26 protein-coding genes are annotated in these 26,346 nt (G+C 67.1%); 14 read left to right on the top strand and 12 right to left on the bottom strand.

What is annotated here, in order from left to right; translation table 11 throughout:
* Nucleotides 1-88 precede the first annotated feature (88 nt).
* From A5680_RS02520 to A5680_RS02495, 6 genes are read left to right on the top strand one after another with little or no spacing between them, the layout of a single operon-like run.
* Nucleotides 89-1,084, top strand: a complete 996-nt coding sequence (locus A5680_RS02520; protein WP_067815774.1) for a sigma-70 family RNA polymerase sigma factor — start codon at nt 89-91, stop codon at nt 1,082-1,084.
* The gene (locus tag A5680_RS02515) at nt 1,074-2,396 is read left to right on the top strand and encodes a sugar ABC transporter substrate-binding protein (protein ID WP_055405003.1); all 1,323 of its coding nucleotides are present in this window, start codon (nt 1,074-1,076) and stop codon (nt 2,394-2,396) included. The genes A5680_RS02520 and A5680_RS02515 overlap by 11 nt, the downstream gene beginning before the upstream one ends.
* Complete coding sequence (locus A5680_RS02510) at nt 2,393-3,352, top strand: carbohydrate ABC transporter permease (RefSeq protein WP_067815772.1); 960 nt, start codon at nt 2,393-2,395, stop codon at nt 3,350-3,352. The genes A5680_RS02515 and A5680_RS02510 overlap by 4 nt, the downstream gene beginning before the upstream one ends.
* 22 nt (nt 3,353-3,374) lie before the next feature.
* Nucleotides 3,375-4,181, top strand: a complete 807-nt coding sequence (locus A5680_RS02505) for a carbohydrate ABC transporter permease (RefSeq protein WP_067815769.1) — start codon at nt 3,375-3,377, stop codon at nt 4,179-4,181.
* Between the two features lie 3 nt (nt 4,182-4,184).
* Nucleotides 4,185-5,255, top strand: coding sequence for an ABC transporter ATP-binding protein (locus A5680_RS02500; protein WP_067815766.1), 1,071 nt, complete (start codon nt 4,185-4,187; stop codon nt 5,253-5,255).
* A 12-nt stretch (nt 5,256-5,267) separates the two neighbouring features.
* Entirely contained in the window at nt 5,268-6,233 is a 966-nt protein-coding gene (locus A5680_RS02495) for a patatin-like phospholipase family protein (RefSeq protein ID WP_067815760.1), read from the top strand.
* Nucleotides 6,234-6,257: 24 nt separating this feature from the next.
* Here A5680_RS02495 and A5680_RS02490 read toward each other — a convergent pair whose 3' ends face one another.
* Nucleotides 6,258-6,545, bottom strand: coding sequence for a DUF3349 domain-containing protein (locus A5680_RS02490; RefSeq protein ID WP_055405008.1), 288 nt, complete (start codon nt 6,543-6,545; stop codon nt 6,258-6,260).
* Between the two features lie 219 nt (nt 6,546-6,764).
* Between A5680_RS02490 and A5680_RS02485 the strand changes: the two genes are divergently transcribed.
* The 7 genes from A5680_RS02485 to A5680_RS24980 all read left to right on the top strand — a co-directional run bounded on the left by A5680_RS02485 (nt 6,765) and on the right by A5680_RS24980 (nt 12,441).
* Nucleotides 6,765-7,595, top strand: coding sequence for a DUF3097 domain-containing protein (locus A5680_RS02485; RefSeq protein ID WP_055405009.1), 831 nt, complete (start codon nt 6,765-6,767; stop codon nt 7,593-7,595).
* A 364-nt stretch (nt 7,596-7,959) separates the two neighbouring features.
* Nucleotides 7,960-8,484 carry an OsmC family protein gene (locus A5680_RS02480; RefSeq protein WP_055405010.1) on the top strand — a complete coding sequence of 175 codons (525 nt, stop codon included), beginning with the start codon at nt 7,960-7,962 and terminating at the stop codon, nt 8,482-8,484.
* A gap of 50 nt (nt 8,485-8,534) precedes the next feature.
* Nucleotides 8,535-9,602: an acyl-CoA dehydrogenase family protein gene (locus A5680_RS02475; RefSeq protein ID WP_067815757.1), complete on the top strand. Its 1,068-nt coding sequence runs from the start codon at nt 8,535-8,537 to the stop codon at nt 9,600-9,602.
* Between the two features lie 10 nt (nt 9,603-9,612).
* The gene (locus A5680_RS02470; protein WP_067815753.1) at nt 9,613-10,233 is read left to right on the top strand and encodes an RNA polymerase sigma factor; all 621 of its coding nucleotides are present in this window, start codon (nt 9,613-9,615) and stop codon (nt 10,231-10,233) included.
* On the top strand, nt 10,230-10,499 hold the full coding sequence (locus A5680_RS02465; RefSeq protein WP_055405013.1) for a hypothetical protein: 270 nt from the start codon (nt 10,230-10,232) through the stop codon (nt 10,497-10,499). Before A5680_RS02470 ends, A5680_RS02465 begins: the two co-directional genes overlap by 4 nt.
* The gene (locus A5680_RS02460; RefSeq protein ID WP_067815749.1) at nt 10,496-11,407 is read left to right on the top strand and encodes a formate/nitrite transporter family protein; all 912 of its coding nucleotides are present in this window, start codon (nt 10,496-10,498) and stop codon (nt 11,405-11,407) included. The genes A5680_RS02465 and A5680_RS02460 overlap by 4 nt, the downstream gene beginning before the upstream one ends.
* Nucleotides 11,408-11,544: 137 nt before the next feature.
* The gene (locus tag A5680_RS24980) at nt 11,545-12,441 is read left to right on the top strand and encodes a universal stress protein (RefSeq protein WP_068219759.1); all 897 of its coding nucleotides are present in this window, start codon (nt 11,545-11,547) and stop codon (nt 12,439-12,441) included.
* On the opposite strand, the gene A5680_RS02450 is transcribed toward A5680_RS24980, so the two are convergent.
* The 3 genes from A5680_RS02450 to A5680_RS02440 are packed head-to-tail and all read right to left on the bottom strand — an operon-like array spanning nt 12,333 to nt 16,038.
* Entirely contained in the window at nt 12,333-13,958 is a 1,626-nt protein-coding gene (locus tag A5680_RS02450) for a bifunctional 3-(3-hydroxy-phenyl)propionate/3-hydroxycinnamic acid hydroxylase (RefSeq protein ID WP_082970241.1), read from the bottom strand. The two genes, A5680_RS24980 and A5680_RS02450, sit on opposite strands and share 109 nt — an antisense overlap.
* 2 nt (nt 13,959-13,960) lie before the next feature.
* Nucleotides 13,961-14,911: a fumarylacetoacetate hydrolase family protein gene (locus tag A5680_RS02445; protein WP_067815742.1), complete on the bottom strand. Its 951-nt coding sequence runs from the start codon at nt 14,909-14,911 to the stop codon at nt 13,961-13,963.
* On the bottom strand, nt 14,908-16,038 hold the full coding sequence (locus A5680_RS02440) for a VOC family protein (RefSeq protein ID WP_067815739.1): 1,131 nt from the start codon (nt 16,036-16,038) through the stop codon (nt 14,908-14,910). The genes A5680_RS02445 and A5680_RS02440 overlap by 4 nt, the downstream gene beginning before the upstream one ends.
* A 98-nt stretch (nt 16,039-16,136) precedes the next feature.
* Here A5680_RS02440 and A5680_RS02435 point away from each other — a divergent pair, with 98 nt between their 5' ends.
* Complete coding sequence (locus tag A5680_RS02435; RefSeq protein WP_067815736.1) at nt 16,137-16,781, top strand: TetR/AcrR family transcriptional regulator; 645 nt, start codon at nt 16,137-16,139, stop codon at nt 16,779-16,781.
* Here the strand turns inward: A5680_RS02435 and A5680_RS02430 are convergent.
* The 8 genes from A5680_RS02430 to A5680_RS02395 all read right to left on the bottom strand — a co-directional run bounded on the left by A5680_RS02430 (nt 16,778) and on the right by A5680_RS02395 (nt 26,346).
* The gene (locus A5680_RS02430; protein ID WP_067815733.1) at nt 16,778-17,629 is read right to left on the bottom strand and encodes a pyridoxamine 5'-phosphate oxidase family protein; all 852 of its coding nucleotides are present in this window, start codon (nt 17,627-17,629) and stop codon (nt 16,778-16,780) included. The genes A5680_RS02435 and A5680_RS02430 overlap by 4 nt on opposite strands.
* A gap of 45 nt (nt 17,630-17,674) precedes the next feature.
* Nucleotides 17,675-17,971 carry a type II toxin-antitoxin system Phd/YefM family antitoxin gene (locus A5680_RS25965; protein ID WP_197499717.1) on the bottom strand — a complete coding sequence of 99 codons (297 nt, stop codon included), beginning with the start codon at nt 17,969-17,971 and terminating at the stop codon, nt 17,675-17,677.
* Nucleotides 17,972-18,161: 190 nt separating this feature from the next.
* Nucleotides 18,162-19,718 carry an MlaD family protein gene (locus tag A5680_RS02420; protein WP_067815728.1) on the bottom strand — a complete coding sequence of 519 codons (1,557 nt, stop codon included), beginning with the start codon at nt 19,716-19,718 and terminating at the stop codon, nt 18,162-18,164.
* Complete coding sequence (locus A5680_RS02415; protein ID WP_067815725.1) at nt 19,712-20,887, bottom strand: virulence factor Mce family protein; 1,176 nt, start codon at nt 20,885-20,887, stop codon at nt 19,712-19,714. The genes A5680_RS02420 and A5680_RS02415 overlap by 7 nt, the downstream gene beginning before the upstream one ends.
* Nucleotides 20,884-22,440, bottom strand: coding sequence for a virulence factor Mce family protein (locus A5680_RS02410; RefSeq protein WP_067815722.1), 1,557 nt, complete (start codon nt 22,438-22,440; stop codon nt 20,884-20,886). Before A5680_RS02410 ends, A5680_RS02415 begins: the two co-directional genes overlap by 4 nt.
* Nucleotides 22,437-23,996 carry a virulence factor Mce family protein gene (locus A5680_RS02405; RefSeq protein WP_067815720.1) on the bottom strand — a complete coding sequence of 520 codons (1,560 nt, stop codon included), beginning with the start codon at nt 23,994-23,996 and terminating at the stop codon, nt 22,437-22,439. Before A5680_RS02405 ends, A5680_RS02410 begins: the two co-directional genes overlap by 4 nt.
* Nucleotides 23,993-25,033, bottom strand: a complete 1,041-nt coding sequence (locus A5680_RS02400) for a virulence factor Mce family protein (protein ID WP_055399323.1) — start codon at nt 25,031-25,033, stop codon at nt 23,993-23,995. Before A5680_RS02400 ends, A5680_RS02405 begins: the two co-directional genes overlap by 4 nt.
* Nucleotides 25,030-26,346, bottom strand: a complete 1,317-nt coding sequence (locus tag A5680_RS02395) for an MCE family protein (protein ID WP_067815717.1) — start codon at nt 26,344-26,346, stop codon at nt 25,030-25,032. The genes A5680_RS02400 and A5680_RS02395 overlap by 4 nt, the downstream gene beginning before the upstream one ends.

Genomic DNA, 26,346 nt, shown 5'->3' with positions numbered 1-26,346 from the left:
TAAGGTCATGGTGCTGGCCTCCTTTGCAACAGAGAGCTCGATGGATGCGGTCAATCTCTTGACGGCTTCTGTGCGGAAAAGGTGACCCATGAGCGCCCCGAAGAACCTGACCGATCTCGCGCAGCGTTTCGACGCGGACCGGCGACACCTGAGGTCGGTCGCTTTCCAGCTGCTGGGCTCGGCGGCCGACGCGGACGACGCGGTTCAGTCGGCGTGGCTGAAGGCCAGCCGCGCCGACTTCGGCACCGTCGACAACCTCACCGGCTGGTTCACGACGATCACCGCCCGCGAGGCCCTCGATCAGCTGCGGAGTCGCAAGAGGCGCGCCGAACAGCCGTTGGCCGACGTTGACGAACTGGACCGACTGGCCGCGGCCCCGTTGGCAGCTGCGGACGAGGAAACGCTGTTGACGGAGTCGGTGAGTAACGCGCTGCTGGTGGTGCTCGACCGGCTCTCGCCGGCGCAGCGCGTCGCGTTCGTGCTGCATGACGTGTTCGCGGTGCCGTTCGAAAACATCGCCGGCCTGCTGGACCGGTCGCCGCAAGCCGCCAAGAAGCTGGCAAGCCGGGCGCGTGGGCGGCTGCAAGCCGATCCGCGCGACGAACCCGAGCGCGTGGCCAAGCACCTCGAGATCGTGGAGGCGTTTCTCGCGGCGTCGCGCGGTGGCGACATCGGTTGCCTGCTCGAGTTGCTGGCTCCGGACGTGCTGCGCACCGTCGACCGGGCGCTGGTTCCCGACGGCGTGCCGACCGAGCTGCGCGGGGCCAGGCAGGTCGCGGAGGAGACCCGCCGGTTCGCCCAGCGGGCCCGCGCCGGTGTGGTGATGCTCATCGACGGGATGCCGGGCATCGTCCTGGCGCCGCACGGACGCGCTGAGGCGATGTTGCTGATCGCCGTCGGAACCGATGACCGCATCCACGCGATCGACATCACCGGGGATCCCGACCGCGTCGGACGGGCCGCATTGACGCTGCCGAACTGGCCGGTCCAGCAACATCACAGCCGCATCGGGTACCAAGGACATCAGACACCGCCGGCCGTGCGGCCGGCGACGGGGCGAGAACGGGAGCGCCATGCTCGATAAGCCGTTCGCGCGGCGTGGCCTGCTGCGCGGTGCCGGCGCACTCGCCGCGGCATCGCTGGTGCCGTGGAGCGGCGGCTGCGCTCCCGAAGAGGACGCGTTGACGTTCTTCTTCGCGGCCAACCCCGACGAACGCGACGCCAGGATCCGCATCGTCGACGAGTTTGCCCGCCGTCACCCGGACATCAAGGTTCGCCCGGTGCTCTCGGCCCCGGGCGTGATGCAGCAACTGTCGACGTTCTGTGCCGGTGGCAAGTGCCCGGACGTGCTGATGGCATGGGACCTCACCTACGCCGAGTTGGCCGCCCGGGGCGTGCTGCTGGACCTCAACACCATGCTTGCGCGCGATCCGGGGTTCGCGGCCGAACTGAAGGCGGACGGCATCGGGTCGCTGTATGACGCCTTCACCTTCGAGGGTGGCCAATACGCCTTCCCGGAGCAGTGGTCCGGAAATTACCTGTTCTACAACAAGCGGTTGTTCGCCGACGCCGGGGTGCCGCCCCCGCCCGGCACGTGGGAGCGGCCGTGGTCCTTCACGGACTTCCTGAACGCCGCCACCGCTTTGACCAAGCGGGATCGTTCCGGACGAGTTACCCAGTGGGGCTTCGTGAACATGTGGTTCTCGTACTATTCGGCGGGGCTGTTCGCCATGAACAACGGGGTGCCCTGGTCCACCCCGCTGAAGAACCCGACCCATTTCAACTTCGACAACGACGGTTTCATCGAGGCGGTGCAGTTCTACGCGGACCTGGCCCACAAACACAAAGTCGCGCCCAATGCGTCCGAGGTGCAGTCCATGTCCACTCCCGACCTGTTCGCGACCGGCAGGGCGGCGATGGCCATGGGCGGGCACTGGCGATACCAGACGTTCATCCGGGCCGACGGCCTGGATTTCGATGTCGCCTCGTTGCCGGTCGGGCCGCGCAGGCAGGGGCAGCCCGCCCATTCCGACATCGGTTCCACCGGACTGGCCATCTCCGCGAGCAGCCAACGCAAAGATGAGGCATGGGAATTCGTGAAATTCGCGACCGGGCCCGTCGGCCAGGCATTGATCGGTGAGTCCAGCCTTTTCGTTCCGGTGCTGCATTCCGCGCTCGACTCGCCCGGGTTCGCCAAGGCCCACCGCAACATCGGCAACCTCGGCGTGCTCACGCAGGGACCCGCGTACTCCGAAGGGTTGCCGGTCACCCCGGCGTGGGAGAAGATCGTCGCCTTGATGGACCGCAGCTTCGGACCCGTGCTGCGCGGATCGCGGCCCGCGACGTCCCTGGCCGGTCTGTCGCCCGCCATCGACGAGGTGCTGCGCAACCCATGACATCGGTCGACACCGCCCCGGCGCCCGGGGCAGCCAGCCGCAACCCCGCCAAGGGAGCGGGCCCGTGGCGACGGCGGGCCTGGGCAGGCCGACTTTTCGTGGCGCCGAACCTGGCCGCCGTCGCGGTGTTCATGCTGTTCCCGCTTGGGTTCTCGCTGTACATGAGCTTTCAGCGGTGGGACGTCTTCAGGCCGCCGAAGTTCGTGGGGGGAAAGAACTTCCAAGAGCTGTTCACCTCGGACCCGCTCTTCCTGATCGCCATCCGCAACACCGTCATCTTCACCCTCGGAACGGTCGTGCCGACCATCGTCGTCAGCCTGGTGGTTGCCGGCGTGCTGAACCGTAAGGTCAGGGGCATCGGCGTTTTCCGCACCATCGTCTTTCTGCCGCTGGCGATCTCGTCGGTGGTGATGGCGGTCGTATGGCAGTTCGTCTTCAACACCGACAACGGGCTGCTCAACATCATGCTGGGCTGGGTGGGAATCGGCCCGGTCCCGTGGCTGGTCGAACCCCATTGGGCGATGGCCTCGTTGTGCGTCGTCAGCGTCTGGCGCAGCGTGCCGTTCGCCACGGTCATCCTGCTGGCGGCGATGCAAGGGGTCCCCGAGACGGTTTACGAGGCCGCCCGGATAGACGGGGCGGGCGAGATGCGTCAGTTCGTGTCCATCACGGTCCCGCTGATCCGTGGATCGATATCCTTCGTGTGCGTCATCTCGATCATCCACGCGTTTCAGGCCTTTGACATGGTTTACGTCCTCAACGGCGCGAACGGCGGCCCCGAAAGCGCGACGTACGTGCTGGGCATCATGCTGTTCCAGCACGCCTTCTCGTTCCTGGAATTCGGGTACGCGTCGGCGCTGGCGTGGGTGATGTTCGCGATCTTGCTGGTGCTGACCGTGGTGCAGCTGCGGATCACTCGCCGACGGACCTGGGAGACATCTCGTGGCCTCAGCTGAGCGGTTGTTCACGCGCAACGCAATGCGCGGTGTGCTGGTCTACAGCGCGCTGATCGCCATCGCCTGGTGTTGGCTGTTTCCCATCGCCTGGGCCGTGTCCGGCTCGCTGAAGCGGGAAGGTGAGATCACCGAGCCGAGGCTGTTGCCCGCGCACCCGCGCTGGTCCAATTACGCCGAGGTGTTCTCGTTGCTGCCGTTCGCGCGCATGTTCTTCAACACCGTGCTGTACGCCGGCTGCGTGACCGCCGGGCAGGTCTTCTTCTGCTCGTTGGCCGGATACGCGTTCGCGCGGTTGCAATTTCGCGGGCGCGACACGCTGTTCGTGCTATACCTGGGCACGCTGATGGTGCCGCTGACCGTGACCGTGATCCCGCAGTTCATCCTGATGCGGACCGTCGGGTGGGTAGACACCCCGTGGTCGATGATCGTGCCGGGCCTGTTCGGCAGCGCGTTCGGCACCTACCTGATGCGTCAGTTCTTTCGGACGCTTCCCACCGACCTGGAGGAGGCGGCGATACTCGATGGTTGTTCGCCGTGGCAGATCTATTGGCGAATCCTGTTGCCGCACGCCCGTCCCGCGGTGATGGTGCTGGCGGTGCTCACTTGGGTCAACGTCTGGAACGACTTCCTGTGGCCGCTGCTGATGCTCCAGCGCAACAGCCTGGCCACGCTGACCCTCGGGTTGGTTCGGCTGCGGGGCGAGTATGTCGCGCGCTGGCCGATAATCATGGCCGCGTCGATGGTGATCATGTTGCCGTTGGTCATCATCTATGCGGTCGCGCAGCGCTCCTTTGTCAGGGGCATCGCCGTCACGGGACTCAACGGTTAAGCCATGGCCTCGGTGACTTTCGAGCAAGCGACGCGCCGCTACCCCGGGACGGACCGTCCGGCCTTGGACAGCCTCGATCTGGAGGTCGGGGACGGCGAATTCGTTGTCCTGGTCGGCCCTTCCGGATGCGGGAAGACGACCTCGTTGCGGATGGTGGCCGGGCTGGAATCGCTGGACTCCGGGCGCATCCGGATCGGCGACCGCGACGTCACCACCGTCGATCCCAAGGACCGCGACGTCGCCATGGTCTTCCAGAACTATGCGCTCTACCCGCATATGACGGTCGCGCAGAACATGGGCTTCGCCTTGAAGATCGCCAAGACGCCGAAGGCGCAGATCCGCGACCGCGTCCTGGACGCGGCGAAACTGCTTGACCTGCAGCCGTATCTGGATCGCAAACCCAAGGACCTCTCGGGTGGGCAACGCCAGCGGGTGGCGATGGGACGTGCGATCGTGCGTCGCCCGCAGGTCTTCCTGATGGACGAGCCGTTGTCGAACCTGGACGCCAAACTGCGCGTGCAGACCCGCAACCAGATCGCGGCACTGCAACGGCGCCTGGGAACCACGACCGTCTACGTCACCCACGACCAGGTCGAGGCGATGACCATGGGCGACCGTGTCGCCGTCCTGCGCGACGGCGTGCTGCAACAGTTCGCAGCGCCGCGTGAGCTGTACCGCAACCCGGTCAACGTCTTCGTCGCGGGCTTCATCGGATCGCCGGCAATGAATTTGTTCACCCTGCCGATCATCGATTCCGCTGTGTCATTGGGGGATTGGCGCATCCCGTTGCCGCGGGACCTTGCCGGCAGCGCGAGCGAAGTCGTCGTCGGGGTCCGCCCCGAACACTTCGAGCTGGGCGGCCTGGGAGTCGAGATGGAGGTCGACGTGGTCGAGGAGCTCGGCGCGGACGCCTACGTGTATGGCCGAATCACCGGCTCCGGCAAGGTCATCGACCAACCCGTCGTCGCGCGCGCCGACGGCCGACGGCCCCCCGAAAAGGGCAGCCGGGTGCGGTTGCATCCAGAACCGGGGCATTTGCACTTCTTCGGTGTGGATGGCCGGCGAATCGGTTGAGGGGGTAGGGCTATGGGCGTGAGCCGCGCCGATCTGGTGTGCGAAGGTGGCGGCGTCCGGGGCATCGGCCTGGTCGGCGCGGTCGACGCGCTGGCGGAGGCCGGTTACCGGTTTCCCCGGGTCGCGGGCACCAGCGCCGGCGCGGTCGTGGCGTCGCTGGTCGCGGCGCTGCAGGTCGCGGGTGAACCGCTGACCCGGCTCGCGGAAGTGATGCGGTCCATCGACTACCGAAAGTTCCTGGACCGCAATTTGATCGGACACGTGCCGCTGATCGGTGGGGGACTGTCGCTGTTAGTGTCCGACGGGGTCTACCGCGGCGCCTACTTGGAACGGCTGCTCGCCGGTGTGCTCGCGGACCTGGGAGTCCGGACGTTCGGTGATCTGCGCACGGGCGAGGAACCCGACCAGTTCGCCTGGTCGCTCGTGGTGACGGCCAGCGACCTGTCCCGGCGCCGACTGGTGCGCATCCCGTGGGACCTCGGTTCCTACGGCATCGACCCTGACGACTTTCCGGTGGCCCGCGCCGTGCACGCTTCATCGGCGATTCCCTTTGTGTTCGAACCCGTCCGGGTCGGCAGCGCCACCTGGGTCGACGGTGGCTTGTTGTCGGACTTTCCGGTGGAGCTTTTCGATCGCCCCGGCGCGCAGCCGCGATGGCCGACGTTCGGGATCCGGCTGTCGGCGCGGCCCGGCATCCCGCCGACCCACCCGGTTCATGGGCCGGTCTCGTTGGGCATCGCCGCGATCGAAACGCTGGTGAGCAATCAGGACAACGCCTACATCGACGACCCGTGCACCGTTCGGCGCACCATCTTCGTTCCCGCCGAGGACGTCAGCCCGATCGACTTCGACATCACCGCCGAGCAGCGCGACGGCCTCTACCAACGGGGACTGCAGGCGGGCCGGGATTTTCTGCGGACCTGGAGCTACCAGGATTACCTGACGGCGTGCGGTGGCCCGTCGAAAGGCGCGCTGTAGCGGAGTCAGAAGCCGTGGCGGCGCTTATCCACGCGCGCAGCGGATCTCATTGAGGCGATGTTCGATGCGCGCGACGTCGGCCGGCAACGGCAACTGGTTGGTGACCCGAGTGATTTCGACGCCGATATCAATGCGGCTGATCGGCCAGAATTGCCGCCTCATGAGTTTGCTTGCGATGGCAGTGATCTCGTCGTTACACAGGCGCCGCCGAGCCAGGGCCGCCAGGGGCGCATATCCGGTCGTGGGCATGCCGGCGGGGTAACCGGCCCGCACGAAAGCCACGATGCTCGACACCCAAAGGGCCAGGTCCATAGTCCCACCTCGCTCACCGCCGCGTTGTAAGAATTAGCGGCAGCCTTACCGGTAGCAACGTACCATCGCCAACGCCATCAGCTGAGTAACGCCACACAGTTAAAACGCATTTTTTACACGCGGATTGCCGGGCGCCGGCACGCGCGATCTTCGCCACGATGCCCCTCAGCCGGGCGCGCCGTAACGGCGTTTGGCCGCAAGGCTTTCTAGGATTGCGGCGTGATGGATCGCTATGGAACCGATGTCCTCGCCGCGGGCCGGCGCAAGCCCCGTTCGACCGAGCACCCGGCCGAACCGGGCCTGGTGGTCGAGGACGTGGAGAGCGGGTACGTCGGGGCGGTGGTGCGGGTCGAGTACGGCCGGGTCGACCTGGAAGACCGGCGCGGACACGTGCGTGGTTTCCCTTTGGGCCCTGGCTATTTGATCGATGGCCAGCCGGTGATCCTTACCGCGCCGCGTCGTCAGGCGCCCACCGCCGCGGCGCGGACGGCGTCGGGCTCGGTCGCGGTGCCGGGCGCGCGCGCCCGCGTCGCCCGCGCCAGCCGGATTTACGTCGAGGGCCGCCACGACGCCGAGCTGATCGCGCAGGTGTGGGGTGAGGACCTGCGCGTCGAGGGGGTCGTCGTCGAGCACCTCGGCGGCGTCGACGACCTGGTGGAGATCGTCGCCGAGTTCGCGCCCGCTCCGGGGCGTCGGCTTGGTGTGCTCGTCGACCACCTGGTCGCGGGTTCGAAGGAGGCGCGGATCGCCGAGGCGGTCCGGCGCGGACCCGGCGGCGGCGACACCCTGGTGGTCGGCCATCCCTACGTCGACATCTGGCAGGCCGTAAAACCCCAGCGGCTGGGCCTGGCGGCCTGGCCGGACGTCCCGCGACACATCGAGTGGAAACACGGCGCGTGTCGGGCGCTCGGCCTGCCGCACGCCGGCCAGGCGGACATCGGCAGGGCCTGGCGGCATATTCGGTCCCGGGTTCGCGACTGGAACGACCTGGAGCCGGCGCTGATCAGCCGGGTCGAAGAACTCATCGACTTCGTGACGCAGCCGGGCTGAGCCGGCGAACCGACCAAGCACCACACGGGCGGCCGCTCAACGCCGTTCGTCCAAAAAGATCCCCAAGATTTTATCCGCCCACGGGGCCGACGTGGCGCGCGCGATGTTCTCCACGTATCCGTCACCACTCTTGCTCAGCAATCGTCGTGGTGCCGTCACGTCCGCCAAAAGACCACTAGATCGGGCAAAGACGGTGCTTGTAAGCAAATCTCGCCAGGGGCTCTAGGCAGGCGGGCTGGCCTGAGTCCCGGCCGCGTGACGTTTCGTGTGCGCCCGGGCGAATCGGACCGGCCGCCGTCACATATCGGCCGCCGCCGGCACTAACTCCGTAAAGCCGAAAAAATGAGCGAAGACGGAGGGACACATGACCGACGCGCTGGTCATCGACGCCGAAGGCCTGGACAGGTTGTCGTGTAACGCCAGGGCCAACCCGGAGACCGGCAAGAAAACGCTGAAAGCCAAGACGGTGTGCGAGACGGGCTTCCGCAACATGACCTACGTCCGCGACCTGGCGCCGATGCTGGTGGGCGAGCCGCCCGCGCTGCTGGGCGACGACTCGGCGCCCAACCCCTCCGAGACAGCCCTGGCGGCGCTCGGGTCGTGCGTGTCGGTGGGCTTGCTGGCCAATGCGACGCACCGCGGGGTGACGCTGACCAGGATCGAGGTGGAGATGGAAGGCGACATCGACATCTCTGCGGTGTGGGGCGTCGGCGACACCCCGCAGGGAAAACGCCTCGGTTTCAGCGCGGTCCGTTGCAAGGTGACCCTGGCCGGCGACGCCGACGACGCGACACTCAAAGAGATTCATGACAACGCCATCGCGTGGTCGCCCGTCGTCAACACGTTCCGCAGCCCGGTGAGCGTCGACTCGACCCTGCTCACCGCATAGGCACCGGAAGCAACGACATTGGCGAAGACCACAACGGCCCAGGAGGTTTCATGACGGCGACGGTGGATGCGGCGGCCGGCCACTTGGATGCCGAGCTGCTGGAGGACATCCGGGTTCACGCCGCGGTGCTGGATCGCGGCGACCAGCAGTCCCGCCGCAGCTTCGCCGCCATGGGTGCGGCCAACCTGCTCGGCATCGGCGCGCCCACCAATGCCGACGGCAGGCTCCCCGCCATGGCCGAGGTCATCCGGCTGATCGCCGGAGAATGCTTGAGCACCGGCTTCTCGCTGTGGGCCCACCGGATGGCAGTGGAGTACCTACTCACGGCGGCAACGCCTTTCGGCACGGATGCGGTCCAGCCACTCCTTGCCGGGACCACACTGGGGGTGACCGGCATGGCGTCGGCGTTCAAGGAGGCGGCCGGTTGCGGAAGCCTGGAGTTGACCGCCACGCCGGTCGAAGGGGGCTACCGGGTTTCGGGGCCGATTCGGTGGGCGAGCAACCTCTACCCCGACTCGACCATGGTGACCGCGGTACGCACCGACGCCGGCGACAGGCTGATCGTGGCCCTGCCGCTCAGCACGCCCGGCGTGGTGGTGGGCGATCACTTCGAACTTCTGGCGCTGGGCAGCACCGCCTCGTCGTACCTGAACCTGATCGAAGCCTACGTCCCCTCGGAGCAGGTGTTGTCGCACGACTTCGCGGGTTTCCTGCAGACGGTCCGTCCGACGTTCCTCGTCCTGCAATCGGCGATGTGTCTGGGCCTCACCACAACTGCGGTCGAGCAGGCCAAAAACGGTCTGAGCGGGGTCAACGCGGTGTTCGGCGCCGAGGTTGATCACCTCGCGCGAAGGCTTGCCGGTGCGGAAGCCGCATTGCGTGACCTCGCCGCGGCCGTGGGCGGGGACGAGCCGCCCGGCAAGAGGGACCTGTTGACTCTGCGACTAACTGCGGCCGAATTAGCCAGCGCGAGCGCGGATCTCGAAATCCGCACCGCCGGCGGTAAGGGCTACGCGAGCAGAACACCGGCAAGTCGCCGCTACCGGGAGGCGGCGTTCATCCCGGTCCAGTCTCCGTCCGAAGGGCAGTTGCGCTGGGAACTGGCCGCATGCGCTTGAGTGCGGGACCATGGTGACCCCCGTGGCGGTGCCACCGGGCGGCACCGAATCCGAACCCCGGGTCGGCGGCATTCCGCTGGCGAACCTGGTGCGTGACTTTCACCGCCCGATGGTCAATTTTGCCCGCACCATGGTGGATTCGGCGATGGTGGCCGAAGAGGCCGTTCAAGAGGCATGGGTGCAGGTCCTGCAGAACGCGGATTCATTCGAGGGGCGTTCCGCGGTCGGCACGTGGTTGTTCGGCATCGTCAAGAACACCGCCGCACGGCACCGGCGCCAAGAATCTCGCATCCGCGACCACGAGGTGCTGTCGGCGGACGACGCCGACCCACTGGCGGGGCGCATGTATCCCGCCGGCCATCCGGATGCGGGGCATTGGAGCCTTCCGCCGTCGCGGCGTTTCCTGCCGGAAGATCGCACCGTCGAAACCGAGCTCATTGACTACGTACGCGCGGCTCTGGCGGCGCTGCCCGAAAGGCAACGCCAGCTCGTCATCCTGCGTGACATCGTCGGTGCCTCGGCCGAAGAGGCGGCCGAACTCCTCGAACTGACCACCGAAGGGCAACGCGCGCTGCTCTACCGCGCCCGGGGAAATCTCCGCAACGAATTGGAAAAGCGGTATCGCCGATGACCGTCTACGACAACACAGTCCCCGCGATCGATTGCGTCGATTTCGTCCGACTCGTAGACGAACTCGTCGACTCCGATCCGCGACGGTGGGGTCCGATCGTCGCCAAGCACCTCGATGAGTGCCCCCCATGTCTGGTCTACCTGCAACAAATGCTGGACCTCAAGATTCTGCTCAGCCATGTCTTCGAAGGGCAACAGCTCAGCGAGGAGAACATCACCGGGGTAATCAACGCGATCAACGTTTTACGGAAGGGCGAACAACGATGACGATCAATGCCGAAGCGCCGCTGTTGGGAAGCGAGGCGCCACCGCCGAAACCGTTGGCCGTCTTGCCTTCCGCCGTCACGACGCCGGTGCCCGACGACCCGTTCGAGCCGCTCAGTGTGGGTGCCATGGTGGACCGCGTGTCCGCTATGGCCGTGGAAAAGGCGACGCACCCCTGGGCGTTCCTGATGCGCTCGTTGGTCGGTGGCGTGATGGTCGCCTTCGGGGCGCTGCTGGCGTTGATGGTGAGCACCGGAGTCAAGGCCCCGGGCGTCGCAAGCTTGTTGATGGGCTTGGCGTTCGGCATGTCTTTCGTGTTGATTCTGGTGTCGGGCATGTCGCTGATCACCGCCGACATGGCCGCCGGATTCCTCGCCGTCCTCAACCGCGCCATGAGCATCGGCAGCTATGCCCTGCTGGTGGTCGTTGGCCTCATCGGCAACGTCCTGGGGGCGCTGGTGTTCGTCACCATCTGCGGCGCCGCCGGCGGCCCGTACCTGGGCGCCTTCGCCGAGCGGGCCGCCACGGTGGGCACGCAGAAGGCCGGCCAGCCGTTTTGGACCGCGTTGCTGCTGGCCGTGGTGTGCACCTGGTTCCTGCAGACCTCGATGTGCATGTTCTTCAAGGCCCGCAGCGATGTCGCCCGCATGACGTTCGCGTTCTACGGACCGTTCGCGTTCGTCATCGGCGGCACCCAGCACGTGATCGCCAACGTCGGTTTCCTCGGTCTTCCTTTGTTGCTCAACCTCTTTCACCCGGCCGCACCGCGCGGAGTGATCGGCTGGGGGTTCGGCGAACACGGTCTGCTGACCAACCTCTCCATCACCACGGTGGGCAATTTGATCGGCGGAACGCTGTTCGTGGCGCTGCCCTTCTGGGCCATCGCGCAGTTACAGCGGCGCCGCATCTGACCGGCGAGTGACCGTGGCGTTACGGCCGCCTTAACTCGTCCACGGCAAAGCCCTCCGTCCCGGTGGTTAGGGACTTAAGCCTCACGACTGGCGGCCCCGCGCGTTTATAGCGTCGCTGGTGATGGAGGGAGAACGAAATGTCAGCACCTGATCAACAGCGCGGCATCGTCGTCGCGGTCGACGGCTCGCCGGCATCGAATGCCGCCGCCACCTGGGCCGCCCACGAAGCGGCACTGCGAAAGATTCCACTCACCGTCGTCCACGCGGTGACGACCCCCACCGCCACCTGGCCACCGGTTCCATACCCCGACTCTCTCGTCGTGCGGCTGGAGGACGAGGGCAAGAAGGCGATCATGCACGCGATCAAGCTCGCCGAGGAGTCGCTGCCGGCGGATGTCAAGATCACCATCAACAGGGAACTCGTGTACTCCAGCCCGGCGCTGGCGCTGATCAGGATGTCCGACGAGGCGGCCATGATCGTCGTGGGTACGGCCGGGAGGGGCCTGCTGGCCCGGGGCGTCCTCGGGTCGGTCAGTGCCACCGTGGTGCGGCACGCCAATTGTCCGGTCGCCGTCGTCCATGGCGACGTCGGTGATCTTCCGGACACGGCGGACGCCCCCGTCCTGCTGGGGGTCGACGGCTCGCCGGCTTCCGGGCTCGCTACCGCAATAGCGTTCGACGAGGCCTCCCGCCGCGGCGTCGACCTGGTGGCCCTGCACGCGTGGAGTGACATCGCGATAAGCGAACTCCCGGAGGCGGATTGGTCGTCACTGGAAGCGGAAGCTCATCGCAGCCTCGCCGAAAACCTGGCCGGCTGGCAGGAACGCTATCCCGATGTGACCGTGCAGCGGTTGGTCGTCCGGGACGGGCCGGCCCGTCAGCTCGCCGAAAAGTCCAAGACCGCCCAGCTTCTCGTCGTCGGCAGTCACGGCCGGGGCGGGTTGACGGGCATACTCCTGGGTTCGGTCAGCAACTCGGTTTTGCACTCGGTCCGCATCCCCGTGATCGTCGCGCGGCCGACGGCGTCCGACTGATCCTTTCCGGCCGCAAGGGCGGTGGCCGCCCACCCGCAGAGGGCGGCGAGATCCCGACCGGACCGCGCCACGGTGCGGTCGGGGCGCACCAGGGCGGCCGTCGCGCGCCCACGGCGCAGCCATGACCCCAGCGGGCTGTCGGCGTCGGCCACCAGCACGTCGACATTTCGCCGCCGCAGCGCCTCCTCATCGGCCGCGGTGGGGCGGGCGGTGGTGATCAGCGCGAAACCGGCGCCGAGCGCGTCGTCCAAGCGATGTCCCTGTCCTACCGGCGGATTCGGGCACAGCGTGCCGGCGAGCCCGCGCGGTCGTCGCGACGCGCACACCCACGCGGAACGGCGCAGCGCGGGCGTTCTCGAGTCGACGACCTTCTCGCGGAGGCCGGGGATGAGCCGCAACCGCGGCAACACCACTCGGCGCACCCCGTTGCCCAGGCGGCCACCGCCCGTCATCGCCCAGCCGATGCCCAGCGCCAACCGGATCATGGATTGGGCATGCGGCTTGCGTTCCCGCTCATAGGTTTCCAGCACGTCGGGCGCCAGGGTGCCGTGGTGGACTCCGGCGATCTTCCACGCGAGGTTGGCCGCGTCCCGCAGGCCCGCCCCCATGCCCTGGCCGATGAACGGGGGAGTGAGGTGCGCCGCGTCACCGAGGAGAAAGGCGTTCCCCCGGCGCCAGCGGTCGGCGATCTGGGCTCGGAAGGTGTACTCGGCGACCCGCAAGAGCGTCAGCGCGCTGGCGGGCACCGCGCTGGTCCATGGCATGATCAGCGGCCGCAGCCGCGCCAGGGTGCCGAAGTCGTTCGCGGTTTCGCCGGCCAGGAGCCGGAACTCCCACCGGTAGCGGCCCGGCCCGATGCGCATGTAGGTGCCCGCGCGTTTTGGGTCGCACACCTGGTGCACCCCATCCCACTGGCCCAGGTCCGCGTCGCTGGCGATGTCGACCACCAGCCAGCGCTGCTCGAATTTCAAATCCCGCATGGCCGAGCCGATCTTGGCGCGCACCAAGCTGTTGGCGCCGTCGCAGCCGAGCAGGTAGTCGGCGTCGACGTGATGAACTCGGCCGTCGGCCCGGTCGGTGAAGGTGACGCGGATGTGTGTGCCGGCCGCCGTGATGTCGGTGACCTCGGCGTCCCCGCGGAGTCGGGCGTTGGGGTGGCGGTCGAGGTTGGACCGCAGCAGGGCTTCCAGTTCCGGCTGGTCGAACATGTTGGCCTGCGGGAAGCCGTGCACACTGGCCCCGGGGTCCCGGTTGAACTCGGCAAGCGTCCGAAACCTGTTGTCCACCAACCGCAGGCCCAGCGTCGGCCGCGATATCGCGGCGAATTCGCCGGCCAGCCCGAGGCGGGCGATGATTCGATAGATCTCGTCGTCCAGGTGCACCGCGCGCGGCTGCGGATACACGCCGGACCAGCGGTCGAGCACCAGGCAGTCCACGCCGTACTGCGCCAGCAGCGTGGCGGCGGTGACGCCGGTCGGGCCGGCGCCGACGATGACAACGGGGACTCGCCGGGTCATGGTCACGCGAATCGGATTGTGGTGCGCTGTGTTCCGAGGTCGATGGCCCCGTCGTCGGTGGCCACCGACGCCTCGACCACGTCCCCGTCATGCAGGTATTTCGGGTTGGCCTCCTGCCGCGAGAAGAACATCTTCCATTTGACGGCCGGCGGCAACAGGTTTCCGATGAACTGCATGGGTTTCGGCGGGGCGCTCAGCGCGGTGCCGACGGGAGTGCCGGTGAGCACCAGGTCGCCCGGGGCGAGTTCTTGGAACTGGGTGAGCGACTGCAGGGCCTCGAGCGGCCGGTACAGCATGTCACCCTCGACGAGGCCGTTCTGGCGTTCTTCGCCATTCACGCTGAGCCGCAGCCGCAGATCACCGAATCGCTTGAGCTCATCGGCGTTGAGCAGCACCAACTCCGGGCCGACGGGTGTGAACGTCGGATACGACTTGGCCTCGTAGAACTGGGTTTGCGGGAGTTGGATGTCGCGCGCCGAGACGTCGTTGGTGACGACCAACCCGGCGATGAATTCACTGAGGTTGGCATCGGAGATGGTGGTGCCGACCGGGACCGCGCGGCCGATCACCAGACCGATCTCCACCTCGTAGTCGAGAAACCTGACGTGCTGGGGTTTGACGATGTCGTCGAACGGGCCGTTGATGGACGCCGAGGCCTTGCGGAAGAACGTGAGCGGGGTGGACGCCGGATCCATGCCCGCGTCTTTGACGTGCGACTCGAAGTTGGTCATCTGAGCGATGACCCGGCACGGTCGGGTGACCGGCGAGATCAGCGCGAGGGTGTCGACGGCGACGAGATCGGTGCTGGCGGCGGCGCTTTCGATCGCGGCCCGGTCGGCCAGCAGCGCGGCGGTGCTGGTGGCCTCGGTCTCGATCCGGGCGGCGCCCTGGGCGGACTTGAGCCACCACGCATGGCCGGTTTCGGAGGCGGTGTGCAGTACGGAGAGGGTCATGAGGTGGTGACTTTCAGTAGGCCGATCAGACGGTTGATGTCGAACTCGTTGTGCGCGCGCAGCGCGGTGATCATCGAAAGCAATTCTCCGGGAACCGATTTCGTATCGGTGCCGAGAAAATCCCTGGTGGCCGGCGGCCCCCACTGGGCCAGCCCGGATGCGGTGAAGGGCGCCCAGCCCGGGTCCAGCGTGGCATCGAACAGGTCGCCATCGGCGAAGTGCTCGAACAGGTAACCCTCGGGGTCGCGCCAGTAGTCGAAAATCTGGCTGCCCTGGATGTGTCTGCCGATTCCCCAGGACCTGGAATAGCCTCGCGCGCCTAGGTATTCGCCGCCGGCGGCCAGCGCGTCGAGATCGCTGACCTGATACGCCGAATGGACGTAGCGGTTGGCCGGACCGAGGGCCATAGCCAGCGTGTGGTGGTCGGCGGGTGTCGACCCCCGGTCGCACCGGATGAAACTCATCGTCGGCCCGCGGTCGCGCTGGCCGGGGAAGTACAGGAAATCGCTGACGATCATGCCCAGGTTGTCCAGATACCAGTTCAGCGTCTCGAGGTACTTGGTCGACTGCACCACCAGGTGGCCCAGGCGCTGCACTTGAGCGGGAACTCGTGGGGGGCGCTGACCGGTGTTGGTGCGCCGCACGTCGCGTCCGAAGTTGAAGTCGTGGACGGGTTGGCCCGGCAGTTCGGGGAGCTCCTGCATGCCGGCGACGACGCGAACGGACATGCCGCTGGGGTCGGTCAACTCGACCGATCGGCCCCCGATGGTCTCCGGCAGCGGTCGAACGGGGGCGTCGAAGCGGGCCGCCAGCCGGCGCACGTCGGCCTCGTCGCAGGCCCGGAACGCCGCGCCGGTGAAACGGCTGCGCTGTCCGCGACGCACGATGACGCATGGCGCGCCCGCCCGGGTGCCGCGCAATTGCAGTTCGTCCGGCCCGTGATGCGCCGTGTGGAAGCCGAACGCCCGCGCGAACGCCTCGGCTCGCGTCATGTCGGGCCGTTCGAACTCCAACCAGGCGAGATCGGCGACCTTGATCACCGGGTTGCGGGACCGGCCGGGATGCTCCCCGGGCCGCGCGCCCTGCTCGCTGTGCGCGTGGTCGCGCGCGCTTTTCGTCAGATGCATGACTACTCCCAAAAAGTAACTGACGAAATCGTCACATACGAGACAACGTTCAGTCAAGAGGCTGACGGAATCTTCATTACTGATGCATACTGCTCGTCATGAGCGCGATGGCGGAGCCGGCCAACCGGCTGGAACGGCGTAAGCGGCGCACCCGGGCTGCGCTGGTCAAAGCGGCACAGCAACTGATCGCGGACGGCAAGGTCAACGTTCCAGTCCTCGAGATCACCCAGGCCGCCGACGTCGGGATGGGGTCCTTCTACAACCACTTCGACAGCAAGGAGCAGCTGTTCGAGGCCGCCGTGGCCGACGTGCTCGACGCCTACGGGTCGATGCTGGACCGGCTCACCGAGTCGATCGAGGACCCGGCCGAGATTTTCGCCACCAGCTTCCGGCTCACGGGCCGGCTCTTCCGGCGCCGGCCCCAGGAGAGCCAGATCCTGCTGGCCAACGGAATGGAATTGCTGACGTCGGAACGGGGCTTGGCTCCGCGGGCGCTACGCGATATCAAAGCCGGCGTGGCGGCCGGGCGGTTCGACGTCGACGATCCCGAGTTGGCCCTCGCCATGGCCGGCGGAGCGCTGTTGGGCTTGGGAAACCTGTTGCGCCACCATCCGGATCGCGACGACGCGCACGCCGCCGACGTCGTCACCGAAAACGTGCTGCGGCTGTTCGGGCTCAGCGCCGACGAGGCACACGCGATCTGCAAACGGCCGCTGCCCGACGGCGGGCTTCTCGAGTCCTAGCGCTTCACGACGGCGCCGACTGAGAATGCGACGTTCCTGCCCACGCCGCCGTCGTCACCGGCCGCCCCGGGCGCGGTCCACCGCACGCGTGCGGTGCCGGTGACATGCAGGGCGGCGCCGGTATCGAAATCGACGAACAGCAAGGCGGCCTCGTCGTCGACGGCGAGGTTGCCGTAGCTGTTGAACATGTTGTTGCCCGGGAAATCCGGCCACCACAGCCGGTCGGGGGACTCGACTCGGACGAATCCGGGTGGACCTCCGCGGTGTGACGCATCGCTGCCCCGACTGGGATGACTTGTGCCCAAGAAGAATGTGTCGGACGAAGCGATCATCGCCCGATCGGACGGATCGAGAAGCGTTGCGCGCCTTGTGGGTACAGAAGGCGGGGCAGCGAACGCGGTGACATCGATGGCGTGGGGGTGAATGTACTTGGGGCAGTTGCCGTATGACTGGTCGACGCGGACCGTCATACCCGGACCATCGGCATCGACGAGTTCGCCGTTCACCCGCAGCCTGCGGCGGGTGGCGAAGTCGATGGCGATCAGCCCGACCTGCTGACCGGGTGGGATTCCGTTCAGCGGATCCCCGGCGCGGGGCGAGGTCGACACGTGCAAGACGCCTGCTTCGCCGCGAAGGAACCCCGGGGGTCCGGTCAACGGCGAAACCCACAGGACGCCGGCGCGGTCGCGCCCGGTCAGCGCGGCGAACCGCTGTGACGCGAGAAATGCGGTGGCTCCCCGGGACAGCGGCGACGAGTCGAGCATGCCCTCGAGCCGCCTGGCCTCGGCTTCCACGCCCGCTCGGCGTTGGGTGGCGATCTCGCCCTCGTGGAAGCCCATCGCCGTCATGTGGGCTGCAACAACGCGGCCACCGCAAAGCTTCCGGCGTTGGCCCTAGGCGACCGACACGATGCGCGCGACCGGCCTGCCGCCGCGCATGACCTCGATCGTCTGGCCCGCCGCGACCTCGTCGAAATAGCGGCCCGCTCGCTTCCGCAGCTCGCCGAGCTCGATCCCCCCGCTGGCGTCCGCCGGGACAGCGGTGGGCTCCGCATCGCCGGCCGACACGATCCGCGCCAGCAACTTGCCGCCGCGCACGACGCTGATCGCCTCCCCGGCCGCCACCCGGTCGAAGCACCGCCCGGCGCGTGTTCGCAGTTCGTCCAACCCGACCCAGCCCCCCGGTGCCACGGCCCCGACGGATCGGGCTGGAATCGGGGCAACCCTGAAGTCGCCGACGGATACGATCCGCGCCACGAGTTTGCCGCGCCGGACGACGTCGAAGGTCTCGCCCGCAGCGACGCGCTCGAGGTAACCGCACGTGTTACTCCGAAGTTGGCCTAGGCCAATCGATTCCCGCATTTCGTTCCGATCCCTTCGCTCACCTGATGGCCGGCGGCGTCAGCATGTCCTGCCAGCCGTCATCGCCGGTCTTTCTCGAGTTTTCGACCCCGTACTTCACGCCGTCGGGGCCCACCAGCTCGCCGCTCTGGGGAAGGTAAACGGCGGGGGGAGGACCGCCCGGGGTGTAGACGCACGGATTCGGTTGCTGCCCATTGCATTCGACGGTCCCCGAGCCCGGCCGCTGTAGTGGGTCGCTGACCGGTGGCGGCGTCCCCGGAACCCGGTCGGCGGGGGCCGGGTTGAGGCCGTTGTTCACCGACGGCGCGGGTATCACCAGTCCCGGTTTCACCGGTTGGTCGCAGCGCGCCGCGGGCGCGGGGCAGGTCACGATCTGGTTGGGGTCGCCGTACCACGGATTGGTGCCCAGCGGAACGTAGGGCTTGGAGTCGCGGCATTCCCGCGGCGTGGCGGCCCGCTTCCCGGGCACGTCGACGCACGGCAGGTTGCGCGCGCCGCGTACGGCGTTGGCGGGGGTGTCTTGCGGTATCTTGCAATAGGTTCCGGACGGCATCGGCGCCAAACTGGTATCCGCGGGAGACCGCCACTCGGCCGCGGGAAGGAAACCGGTCAGGCACGGCGGGGGCTGATTGATGGTGAGCGAGGTGCCCAGAGAGGCGTATCCCGGGAAAGCCGACGTGACCGTCTGGCCTTCCGATGCGCCCTGCGGATACGCCACCAGCAGCTGCTCGACGCCCTTGTGATAGCGCTTCAGCATGTCGAGCACGATCTCGAGGTTTGCCAGCGTCTGCGGCAGCGACTCCCGGACATCGCCGAACACCTCGTTGACCTGATCGGCGGTCGGCGCCGCCTGGGTCAGAATGCTTTGCACGTGCTGGTCGTTTTCCGCGCTCTCGGCGGCCAGGATGTTCAGGTTGTGGGACCAGCGCTCGATCGAGTCGCTCGAGTCGACCTGACTGTCGATGAGTGGCCCGGAGTTTTGAACGATGTCGTTGATATCGGAGAGGTTGGTCTTGAAGTCACCGGCGATTGCCTGCGTCGCATCGACGAGCCGTTGCAGCGCCGGGCCCAATCCGCCTACGGCTTGGGCGGTTTCGTCGAGCAGCGAGGCGATCTTGTCCTTGGGTAGCACGGCCAGCCCGCGGTTGGCCGCGTCCAGCGCCGGCCCGATCTCGGTGGGCACGGTGCCCTTGGTGATGGTTTGTCCGGGCGAAAAGTATTGGCTCGGATTGCCCGCCGACACCAGGTCGAGGTACTGCTCACCGACCGCGGAAACCGAATGCACGTTCGCCGACGCGTCAACGGGGATCCGGTAGCGGTCGCCGATGCTCATGGTCACCCGCGCACCGGTCTTGGTCGGCTCGACGTCGGTGACCGTGCCGATGGTTTCACCGCGGTAGGTCACGTTCGAGGTCTTGTACAGACCCCCCGACGCGGGCAGGTCCGCCTTGAGCGTGTACTGGCCGATCCCCATCGCGCTGGGAATCTGCAAGTAGTACCAGCCCAGGGCAACCGCCGTGACCGCGGTCAGGATGGCGAACATGACCAGCTGGCGTTTGATGAAGCGGGTCAGCATTGCCGGTCCGCCCTTTCGACCAGCGGCCCGCCCGGCACGTCGTTGGGGTTCGGGGTGTAGCGGACGTCGGGGATCATCGTCTCGGGGTCGCGGCCCCACGACTGCTCGAGCGCGCGCAGCGCCCCGGAGAACCCGGTCCCGGTGAGGACCGCGTTGTCGACGGCGCTCATGGTCAGGTCCAGCGTCAGCGACAGGTTGAAGTAGTCGCCGCGGAACGCCTTGGGCACGGCGTCAATGTCGAACGGGCGGACGAGGATCAGCTTGAGCGCGCGAATCAGATACGGCGCCCCGCGGCCCAGTTCCCGCAGCGGGCACTGCAGCGACTGCAAATCCTGGTGGATGTCCCCCCGCGCGCCCGACAGGTACTGGTCGGCCAGCTGGCTGAGCCGCCCGGTCGCGTCAACCGCGTTGATCAGGAGGTTCTGCTTGTCGGCGAAATGCTTGAGCAGGGGCGGGAATTCGGTGAGGACACGATCCAAGACGTCGGAGCGGGGACCCACGTACGCCAGCAGCCGGTTGGTGGAATCGATGGCGCGGGTGATGTCCTCGCGTTGCTCGTCGAGTCGGGCGGTGAAGGTGTCCAGCTTGCCGAGGAAGGCGCGGATCTGGTCGGCCCGACCGTTGACGATGTTGTAGACCTCGTTCTGCAGCACCTCGAGGTTGGGAATACCTCCGCCGCGCAGCACGATCGCCAGGCTGGCCAGCGTCTGTTCCGTCGTGGGGTAGGTGGACGCGTTTTTCAGCGGGATGAGGTCACCGTCTTTGAGTAGCTCGGGCGACGGGTTGGGTGGCGCCGCCAGCTCCACGTGCTGCGAACCCAGCAGGCTCGTCTGCCCGATCTTGGCGGTCGCGTTCTTGGGTAGCTTGACTTCCTTGCCCAGGCGGAGCGTCAGCGTCGCCACCCAGTTCTTTAACTGGATCGCCCGCACCGTGCCGACGAAGACGTCGGCCACCCGCACCCGGCTGTTGTCGTTGAGGGCCAGGGTGTCGGGCATCTGCACATAGACGGTGTAGGAGCCCGGTCCCGAGCCGGGCCCCCCGGGCATCGGCACGTTCGCGATTCCGTGCCACTTCGCGCACGACGTCAGCGAGACGGCAGCCGTCAGCAGGGCCAGACCCTGCCAGGCCCGGTGCCGGCCGCGGACGGCCAAGGCGCGCAACGCGTTCACGATCCCGGTCCTGTCGATGCGGCCGCCGGTGTCGGCGCCACCGGGCCCGGGACCACGCCGGGTCCCGGCGGCGGTGGCGGGATCGGCACCTGCGGGGCCTGCAGGCCGATCGGTGGCACCACCGGGTTCTCGTCATAGGCGTTCGGCGGTCCGGGCGGGGTCTGCAGCCCGGCCGGCGGGGGCGGGCTGTCCGGGCCGCCCATCAGTTCGCCCAGCGACTCGGGCGTCAACAGGCCACTTGTGATCGGCCCCACCTGCGTGCCCTGCATGCCCGGCGCGACGACCCAGCCCGGCTGCGTGTTGCGGTGCGAGAGCGGCGTATCGGGCACCCAGATCCCGGGGACGGTGGTGTCCTTGTAACCGTTCGGCGGGTGCAGCCGCGGCTCGGAGTAGGCGACTTCCTTGGGCAGCACCTCGGCGGTGCTGAACAGGTTCAGCCCGAACGGAAGGTAGTTGAACTTGATCGAATCGAGGATCGGCGCCAGGTATTGCGCGCACAGTTCGGCGGATTCTTGATAACCCAACCGGCTGCCGGCCTGAATCATGCTGCACATGAACTGCATTGGGTTCGCGAAGTTCGGGATCGCGGGAATGGACATCACGGCGCCGTGCGAGGGGTGATAGATCTGGCTGAGGTTCGTCTCCAGCGTCGGCAGGACGTGCAGCGCGGTTTCCAAACCGTTCAACGGGTCGGGTTGGACCAGCGTGGTGGTCAGGCTGGCGAGGTTGTCGACGTCGTGCGCGAGCACCTCTCGGTTCTTGGTCAGGAATGGGCGCAGCGTGGAGAGCAGGCCGTCGAATTGCTGGATGGCCGTGGACAGATCGCGATCGGACCCGGTCAACTTGTCGGTGAACCGCGCCAGGTTCGTGTTCAGCGCGACGAACTGCTGGTCGTCTTTGTGCAGGGCGTTGACGAACTGCGCCAGGCTGCGCACCACCGCGAAGAAGTCACCACGGCCCTCGTTCAGCGCGGTCAACGACCGCGACAGGCTGTCCAGCGTGGTGTTGATCTGTTTGCCCTTGCCCGCAAGCCCATCCGCGAACGACTCGATGGCCTCGCCGAACGGGCCCTTGGGTTGCTCGGGCGTCGGCCCGAGTTTGGAGATGATGTTCGCGACGCTGTCGCGCAGTTCGTCCCACTCCGTCGGCACCTGCGTGCGCTCAATCGGGATTACCGCGTTGTCGGCCATCACCGGGCCGCCCTTATACGGCGGCTCCAACTGAATGCTCCGCGACGCCACCAGCGTTGGGTTCACCACGACGGCGGAGGCGTTGGCGGGCACCTTGTACTTGTTGTCGTAGTGGAACGTCACCTTCATCTTGTCGCCGGCCGGTTCGATCTTGTCGACCGAACCAACGCGGACGCCCATGATCTGCACCTTGTCCCCGGAATAGAGCGCGTTCGCCGTTGGGAGGTAAGCGATCACGGTGTTGGTGGTCAGCTTGTGATAGAGCCGAACGCCGATGAATACGGCGACCACGGCCAGCAGCGCAACCAACGTTCCGACGATCGTTCGGGTCCGCGGTTTGTGGATATGCAAGGCGCCGCTCAATTCTGGTTACCTCCCGTGATGCCGCTGCCTCCCGTGCCGCCCGGGTTGATGAACGGGGCGGGCAACTGCTGCCCGGGGCCAGGCGGCGCGGGCGGCCCCGGCGGCAGCCCCGGCGCGAACGTCGACGGTGGGGGGGTGGGGCCGGCGGGTTGCAGGTTCTCGGTGCGCGCCCCCGGCGGCGCCTGGGCGGGCAGCGGCACCGGCGTGCCGAGGACGTCCGGCACCGGTTCGCCCGGCCGCCCGGCGATCGGGATTCCCGGGGTCGGTGGCAGGCCGTTCGGGTTCGGCGGCGACGTCGCGACGTCGATCGGCGCGGGGAAACTGCCGCCGAACGGCCCGGCGTTCACCCCCGCGCACGGCAGCGGGTTCCACGGCCGGGGCAGCGAGTCGGCCGGCGGGGTGTACGAACACGCCGTTCCGGGCGGGACGGCCGGTCCCGGATGATCCGGGGTGCCTTCCAGCACCGGGGGCGCGGGCGGCGGTGCCCCGTTGGGGAACCGGGTGCCGTTGGGGTCGGGCCAGCGGAACTCGGGGAGGCCGGCGCTGCGCCAGAAGTCTTCGGGGTCGATACCGCGCTTCTTGAATGCGGCGTCGACGAACGGCTGCAAGATCCAGTACGGCAACAGGTTGGACAGGACGATCTTGAAGTAGGGCCCCGACGCGACGGATTCCCCTAGCGACGCGGCGAATTGGCTGACGTAGGTGAGGGTTTGAGCCAGGTCGTCCTTGCGTTCCACGAGCACATCGCTGATCGCGCGCAGCTGCTCCAGCACGGGGTTGAGGTTCGGGTTGTCGTTGATGAAACCCTGCACCTCGGCCGAGAAGGCCGAAATGTTCTGCAGCAGTGCGCTGATGGCCTGGCCGCGTTCGTTGAACGCCGCCAGCAGCGTCTTCGCGTTGACCAACAGCCGGTTGATTTGTTCGCTGCGGTCACCGAGCACGCTGGCCACCTGGTGGGCCTGTGCGAGGAGGTGCTTGATCTGTTCGTCGCGTTTACCGATGGTGTCGGAGAACCTGGTCAATCCGTCGAGTGCGGCACTCAGGTGAGGGTAGGTCTGATCGACGGTCTGCGACAGGACATTCAGCGACCGCTTGACGGTGTCGACGTCCCAGCCGGTGGCGGCCTTGGTGACGTCGAAGGCCGCGTCGTAGAGCTGATAGGGGGTGGTGCTTTGGCCCAGCGGCAATACCCCACCGGGGCGCAACGCCTGGCCTCCCCGCGGCTCGATCTCGAGCACCTTCTTACCCAGGATCGTGTCGGTCTTGATGGCGAGCCGGCTCTCGGTGCCAATGGTGTTGCCCCCGATGGAGAACTTCAATCGAACGTGGTCGCCATCGATCTCGAGCCCCTCCACCTTGCCGACGTTCACGCCGGAGATGCGCACCTTGTCGCCCTTGTTGAGCTGGCCGGTATCGGTGAACTGCCCGTAGTAGCTCGGGCTGGCGAACATCATCGGGATACTGGTGAAGCTCTGGCCCACGGCGACCACCAGCGCCAGCACGGTGATGCCCATGACGCCGGCCCGGCCGCGGTTGAATTCCGTCAGTGTTCTCATTGCGGCGTGCACCTACCCGTGGGCTGCTGCCAGATCCGGACCGTGCGCACCGGGCCCCCGGGCTGCAGCCCGTTCCACCGGATCGAAAGGTCGCAGAGGTAGAAGTTCACCCAGTCGCCGTAGAGCCCGATGCTGCGTCCGATCAAATTGAGCGCGTTGGGTGTCTTGTGGATCAGATCGCCGAGCTGATCGCGTTGGTCGACGAGCGGTTGTTGAAGGGCCTGCAGGTAATTGATCGCCTTGTGCAGCAGAGCGCGGTTGTCGGCGAGCAGGTCCGCGACCGTTCCCGCGGCGTTGCTGATGTTCGCGGTGCCGGCGGCGAGCGGGTCGGCGTGGTTCTGCAGGCCGGTGATCAACCGTTCGAAGTTGTCGACGGTCTGGTCGAACTCTTGGCGATGCCTGACGGTGGTGTCGAGCACGACGTTGAGGTTCTTGACCACCTCGCCGATCGCCTGGTCGCGTTCGGCGATGTGGGCGGTCAGCCGCGCGGTCTGGTCCAGGATGTCGTTGATGGTGCCGCCCTGACCCTGAAACACGGTGATGATGGACGACGCGATGGTGTTGACCTTGTCCGGATCGAGCGCGCGGAACAGCGGCTTGAAACCACCGATCAGGGCGTCGAGATCCAGCGCGGGCGAGGTTCGCGACAGCGGGATGAATCCGCCGGGCGGCAAGGTGCGGTCGGCGCCCTCGCCCTCGCCGCGTTTGAGCTCCAGGTAACGGTCGGCGAACAGGTTGAGATAGCGGACCTGCGCGGTAGTCGTCTGGTACAGCGGTATCGAGCGGTCGACGTCGAAGTCCACCATTACCCGCTGGCCGCCATCGATCAGCCGCACCGCCTTGACCTTGCCGATCTCCACCCCGGCGGCGCGGACGAACTGGCCGTCCTTCAAGCCCGTGGCGTTCTTGAACTCCGCGGTATAGCTGTTGGTGCTGTTGAACCGCATCTGAGCGAACACCACGACGATCGACACGGTGATCAGCAGCAGCACCAGCGAGACGATGCCGAGTTTGATGGCGGATCCGGTGATTTTCATGGGTTGATCGTGTTGTCCCCGACTTGGCGGCCCCACACGTACTCGATTGCGTACGGTGAGCCGGTATCCAGGTGGTTGTAGGGCGCGAGGCTGGCGCCGGTGTCGACCACCAGGCTCGGCGCCGGCCACAGGTCATGGGTGATCGCTTGCCAGCAACCCGGCGCGCCCCCGGGCCCGCCGCGGGCGTTCACCTTCGGCAGATTGTCCGGGTACACAAAGGGATTCGGCGCACCGCCGACCAGCCCGGCCAGCGTCAGGAGGCCCATGGTGGCCGCCGTGCCGGCTAAGCCGGGCAGCGTGAGCATGCCACCCAGCCCCGACGTCAGCTCGGTCATGGTGCGCAGCGCGTAGCCGTTGCCGCCGCCCGTCGTCGCATAGGCGGCGGGTTCCTCGTCGTAGTAATTCCTGATGGTGCAGAAGAATTCGGGGCTGTAGGTATCGAGCAGCTGGGCGGTGGGCACCAGATCGGCGGCCCCCCGCTGCAGGTAGGGGCCGCCGCGGGCGAAGATGTCTGCGCCGGTGTTGCCCAACCCGGCGGCGGCCAACAACGCGGCATCCAGGTCGGCCTCCTGCCGGTGCAGCGTGCGCGCGGTGACCACCGCGTGGTCCAGGGAGTCGAACAGATCCGGTGCGGCGTTGGCGTAGACGTCACCCAGGGCGGCGAACTGCCGAATGTCATGCCGGATCTGGGGCATTTGCGGATTGATGTCGTCGAGGATGGCGTTGGCGTTCACGATCGACTGCCCGAACTTGTCGCCCAACCCGGTGAGCGCCTGCGCGGCCGCGGCCAGCGTGAGGTTGACCTTGACCGGGTCCAGCTTCTCGGTGATCGTGGTGAGCGTCTCGAACAGCGTGTTGAACTCGGTTGTCACCGACCGCGCATCAATCACGTGGTCCGATGTAATGCGTTGAGGGGTAGGGTTTTTCGGGGAAGTCAGCGACACATACTTGTTGCCGAACAACGTGGTCGCCTTGATGTTGGCGTCCACGTTGGCCGGAATCAGCTCGATCCATTTCGGATTCACGTTCATGACAAACTTGGCCGCCGGTACGCCGTCGCGCTCGGTCTCCGAAATCGTGGCCACCCGGCCGATTTCCACGCCGTTGTAGGTGACCTTCGACCCGGGATCCATCACCAGACCGGCCCTTGGGGCCAACATCGTCAAGCGCGTCACCGGCGACAGCTGGCCCCGAAACTGCAACCACACGAACCCCAGCACCACCGCGGCGACCACCAAGAACGCCAACGCCGCCGTCCGGTACGGCGGGATGCGCTTCGGGTTTTCCTTGGGTCTCGGTGCCGGGGCTGTCAT

Source organism: Mycobacterium sp. E2989, assembly GCF_001667595.1.
Lineage (GTDB): Bacteria > Actinomycetota > Actinomycetes > Mycobacteriales > Mycobacteriaceae > Mycobacterium.
This window is presented reverse-complemented; position numbering and strand designations above follow the sequence as displayed.

Coding starts and splice junctions, on each gene's coding strand:
- A5680_RS02500 (WP_067815766.1), top strand. CDS start 4,185: ATGGCCTCGGTGACTTTCGAGCAAGCGACGCGCCGCTACCCCGGGACG.
- A5680_RS02480 (WP_055405010.1), top strand. CDS start 7,960: ATGACCGACGCGCTGGTCATCGACGCCGAAGGCCTGGACAGGTTGTCG.
- A5680_RS02450 (WP_082970241.1), bottom strand. CDS start 13,958: ATGACCCGGCGAGTCCCCGTTGTCATCGTCGGCGCCGGCCCGACCGGC.
- A5680_RS02445 (WP_067815742.1), bottom strand. CDS start 14,911: ATGACCCTCTCCGTACTGCACACCGCCTCCGAAACCGGCCATGCGTGG.
- A5680_RS02435 (WP_067815736.1), top strand. CDS start 16,137: ATGAGCGCGATGGCGGAGCCGGCCAACCGGCTGGAACGGCGTAAGCGG.
- A5680_RS02495 (WP_067815760.1), top strand. CDS start 5,268: ATGGGCGTGAGCCGCGCCGATCTGGTGTGCGAAGGTGGCGGCGTCCGG.
- A5680_RS02420 (WP_067815728.1), bottom strand. CDS start 19,718: ATGCTGACCCGCTTCATCAAACGCCAGCTGGTCATGTTCGCCATCCTG.
- A5680_RS02515 (WP_055405003.1), top strand. CDS start 1,074: ATGCTCGATAAGCCGTTCGCGCGGCGTGGCCTGCTGCGCGGTGCCGGC.
- A5680_RS02470 (WP_067815753.1), top strand. CDS start 9,613: ATGGTGACCCCCGTGGCGGTGCCACCGGGCGGCACCGAATCCGAACCC.
- A5680_RS02465 (WP_055405013.1), top strand. CDS start 10,230: ATGACCGTCTACGACAACACAGTCCCCGCGATCGATTGCGTCGATTTC.
- A5680_RS02400 (WP_055399323.1), bottom strand. CDS start 25,033: ATGAAAATCACCGGATCCGCCATCAAACTCGGCATCGTCTCGCTGGTG.
- A5680_RS02490 (WP_055405008.1), bottom strand. CDS start 6,545: ATGGACCTGGCCCTTTGGGTGTCGAGCATCGTGGCTTTCGTGCGGGCC.
- A5680_RS02505 (WP_067815769.1), top strand. CDS start 3,375: ATGCGCGGTGTGCTGGTCTACAGCGCGCTGATCGCCATCGCCTGGTGT.
- A5680_RS02395 (WP_067815717.1), bottom strand. CDS start 26,346: ATGACAGCCCCGGCACCGAGACCCAAGGAAAACCCGAAGCGCATCCCG.
- A5680_RS24980 (WP_068219759.1), top strand. CDS start 11,545: ATGTCAGCACCTGATCAACAGCGCGGCATCGTCGTCGCGGTCGACGGC.
- A5680_RS02520 (WP_067815774.1), top strand. CDS start 89: ATGAGCGCCCCGAAGAACCTGACCGATCTCGCGCAGCGTTTCGACGCG.
- A5680_RS02510 (WP_067815772.1), top strand. CDS start 2,393: ATGACATCGGTCGACACCGCCCCGGCGCCCGGGGCAGCCAGCCGCAAC.
- A5680_RS02440 (WP_067815739.1), bottom strand. CDS start 16,038: ATGCATCTGACGAAAAGCGCGCGCGACCACGCGCACAGCGAGCAGGGC.
- A5680_RS02430 (WP_067815733.1), bottom strand. CDS start 17,629: ATGACGGCGATGGGCTTCCACGAGGGCGAGATCGCCACCCAACGCCGA.
- A5680_RS02405 (WP_067815720.1), bottom strand. CDS start 23,996: ATGAGAACACTGACGGAATTCAACCGCGGCCGGGCCGGCGTCATGGGC.
- A5680_RS02460 (WP_067815749.1), top strand. CDS start 10,496: ATGACGATCAATGCCGAAGCGCCGCTGTTGGGAAGCGAGGCGCCACCG.
- A5680_RS02475 (WP_067815757.1), top strand. CDS start 8,535: ATGACGGCGACGGTGGATGCGGCGGCCGGCCACTTGGATGCCGAGCTG.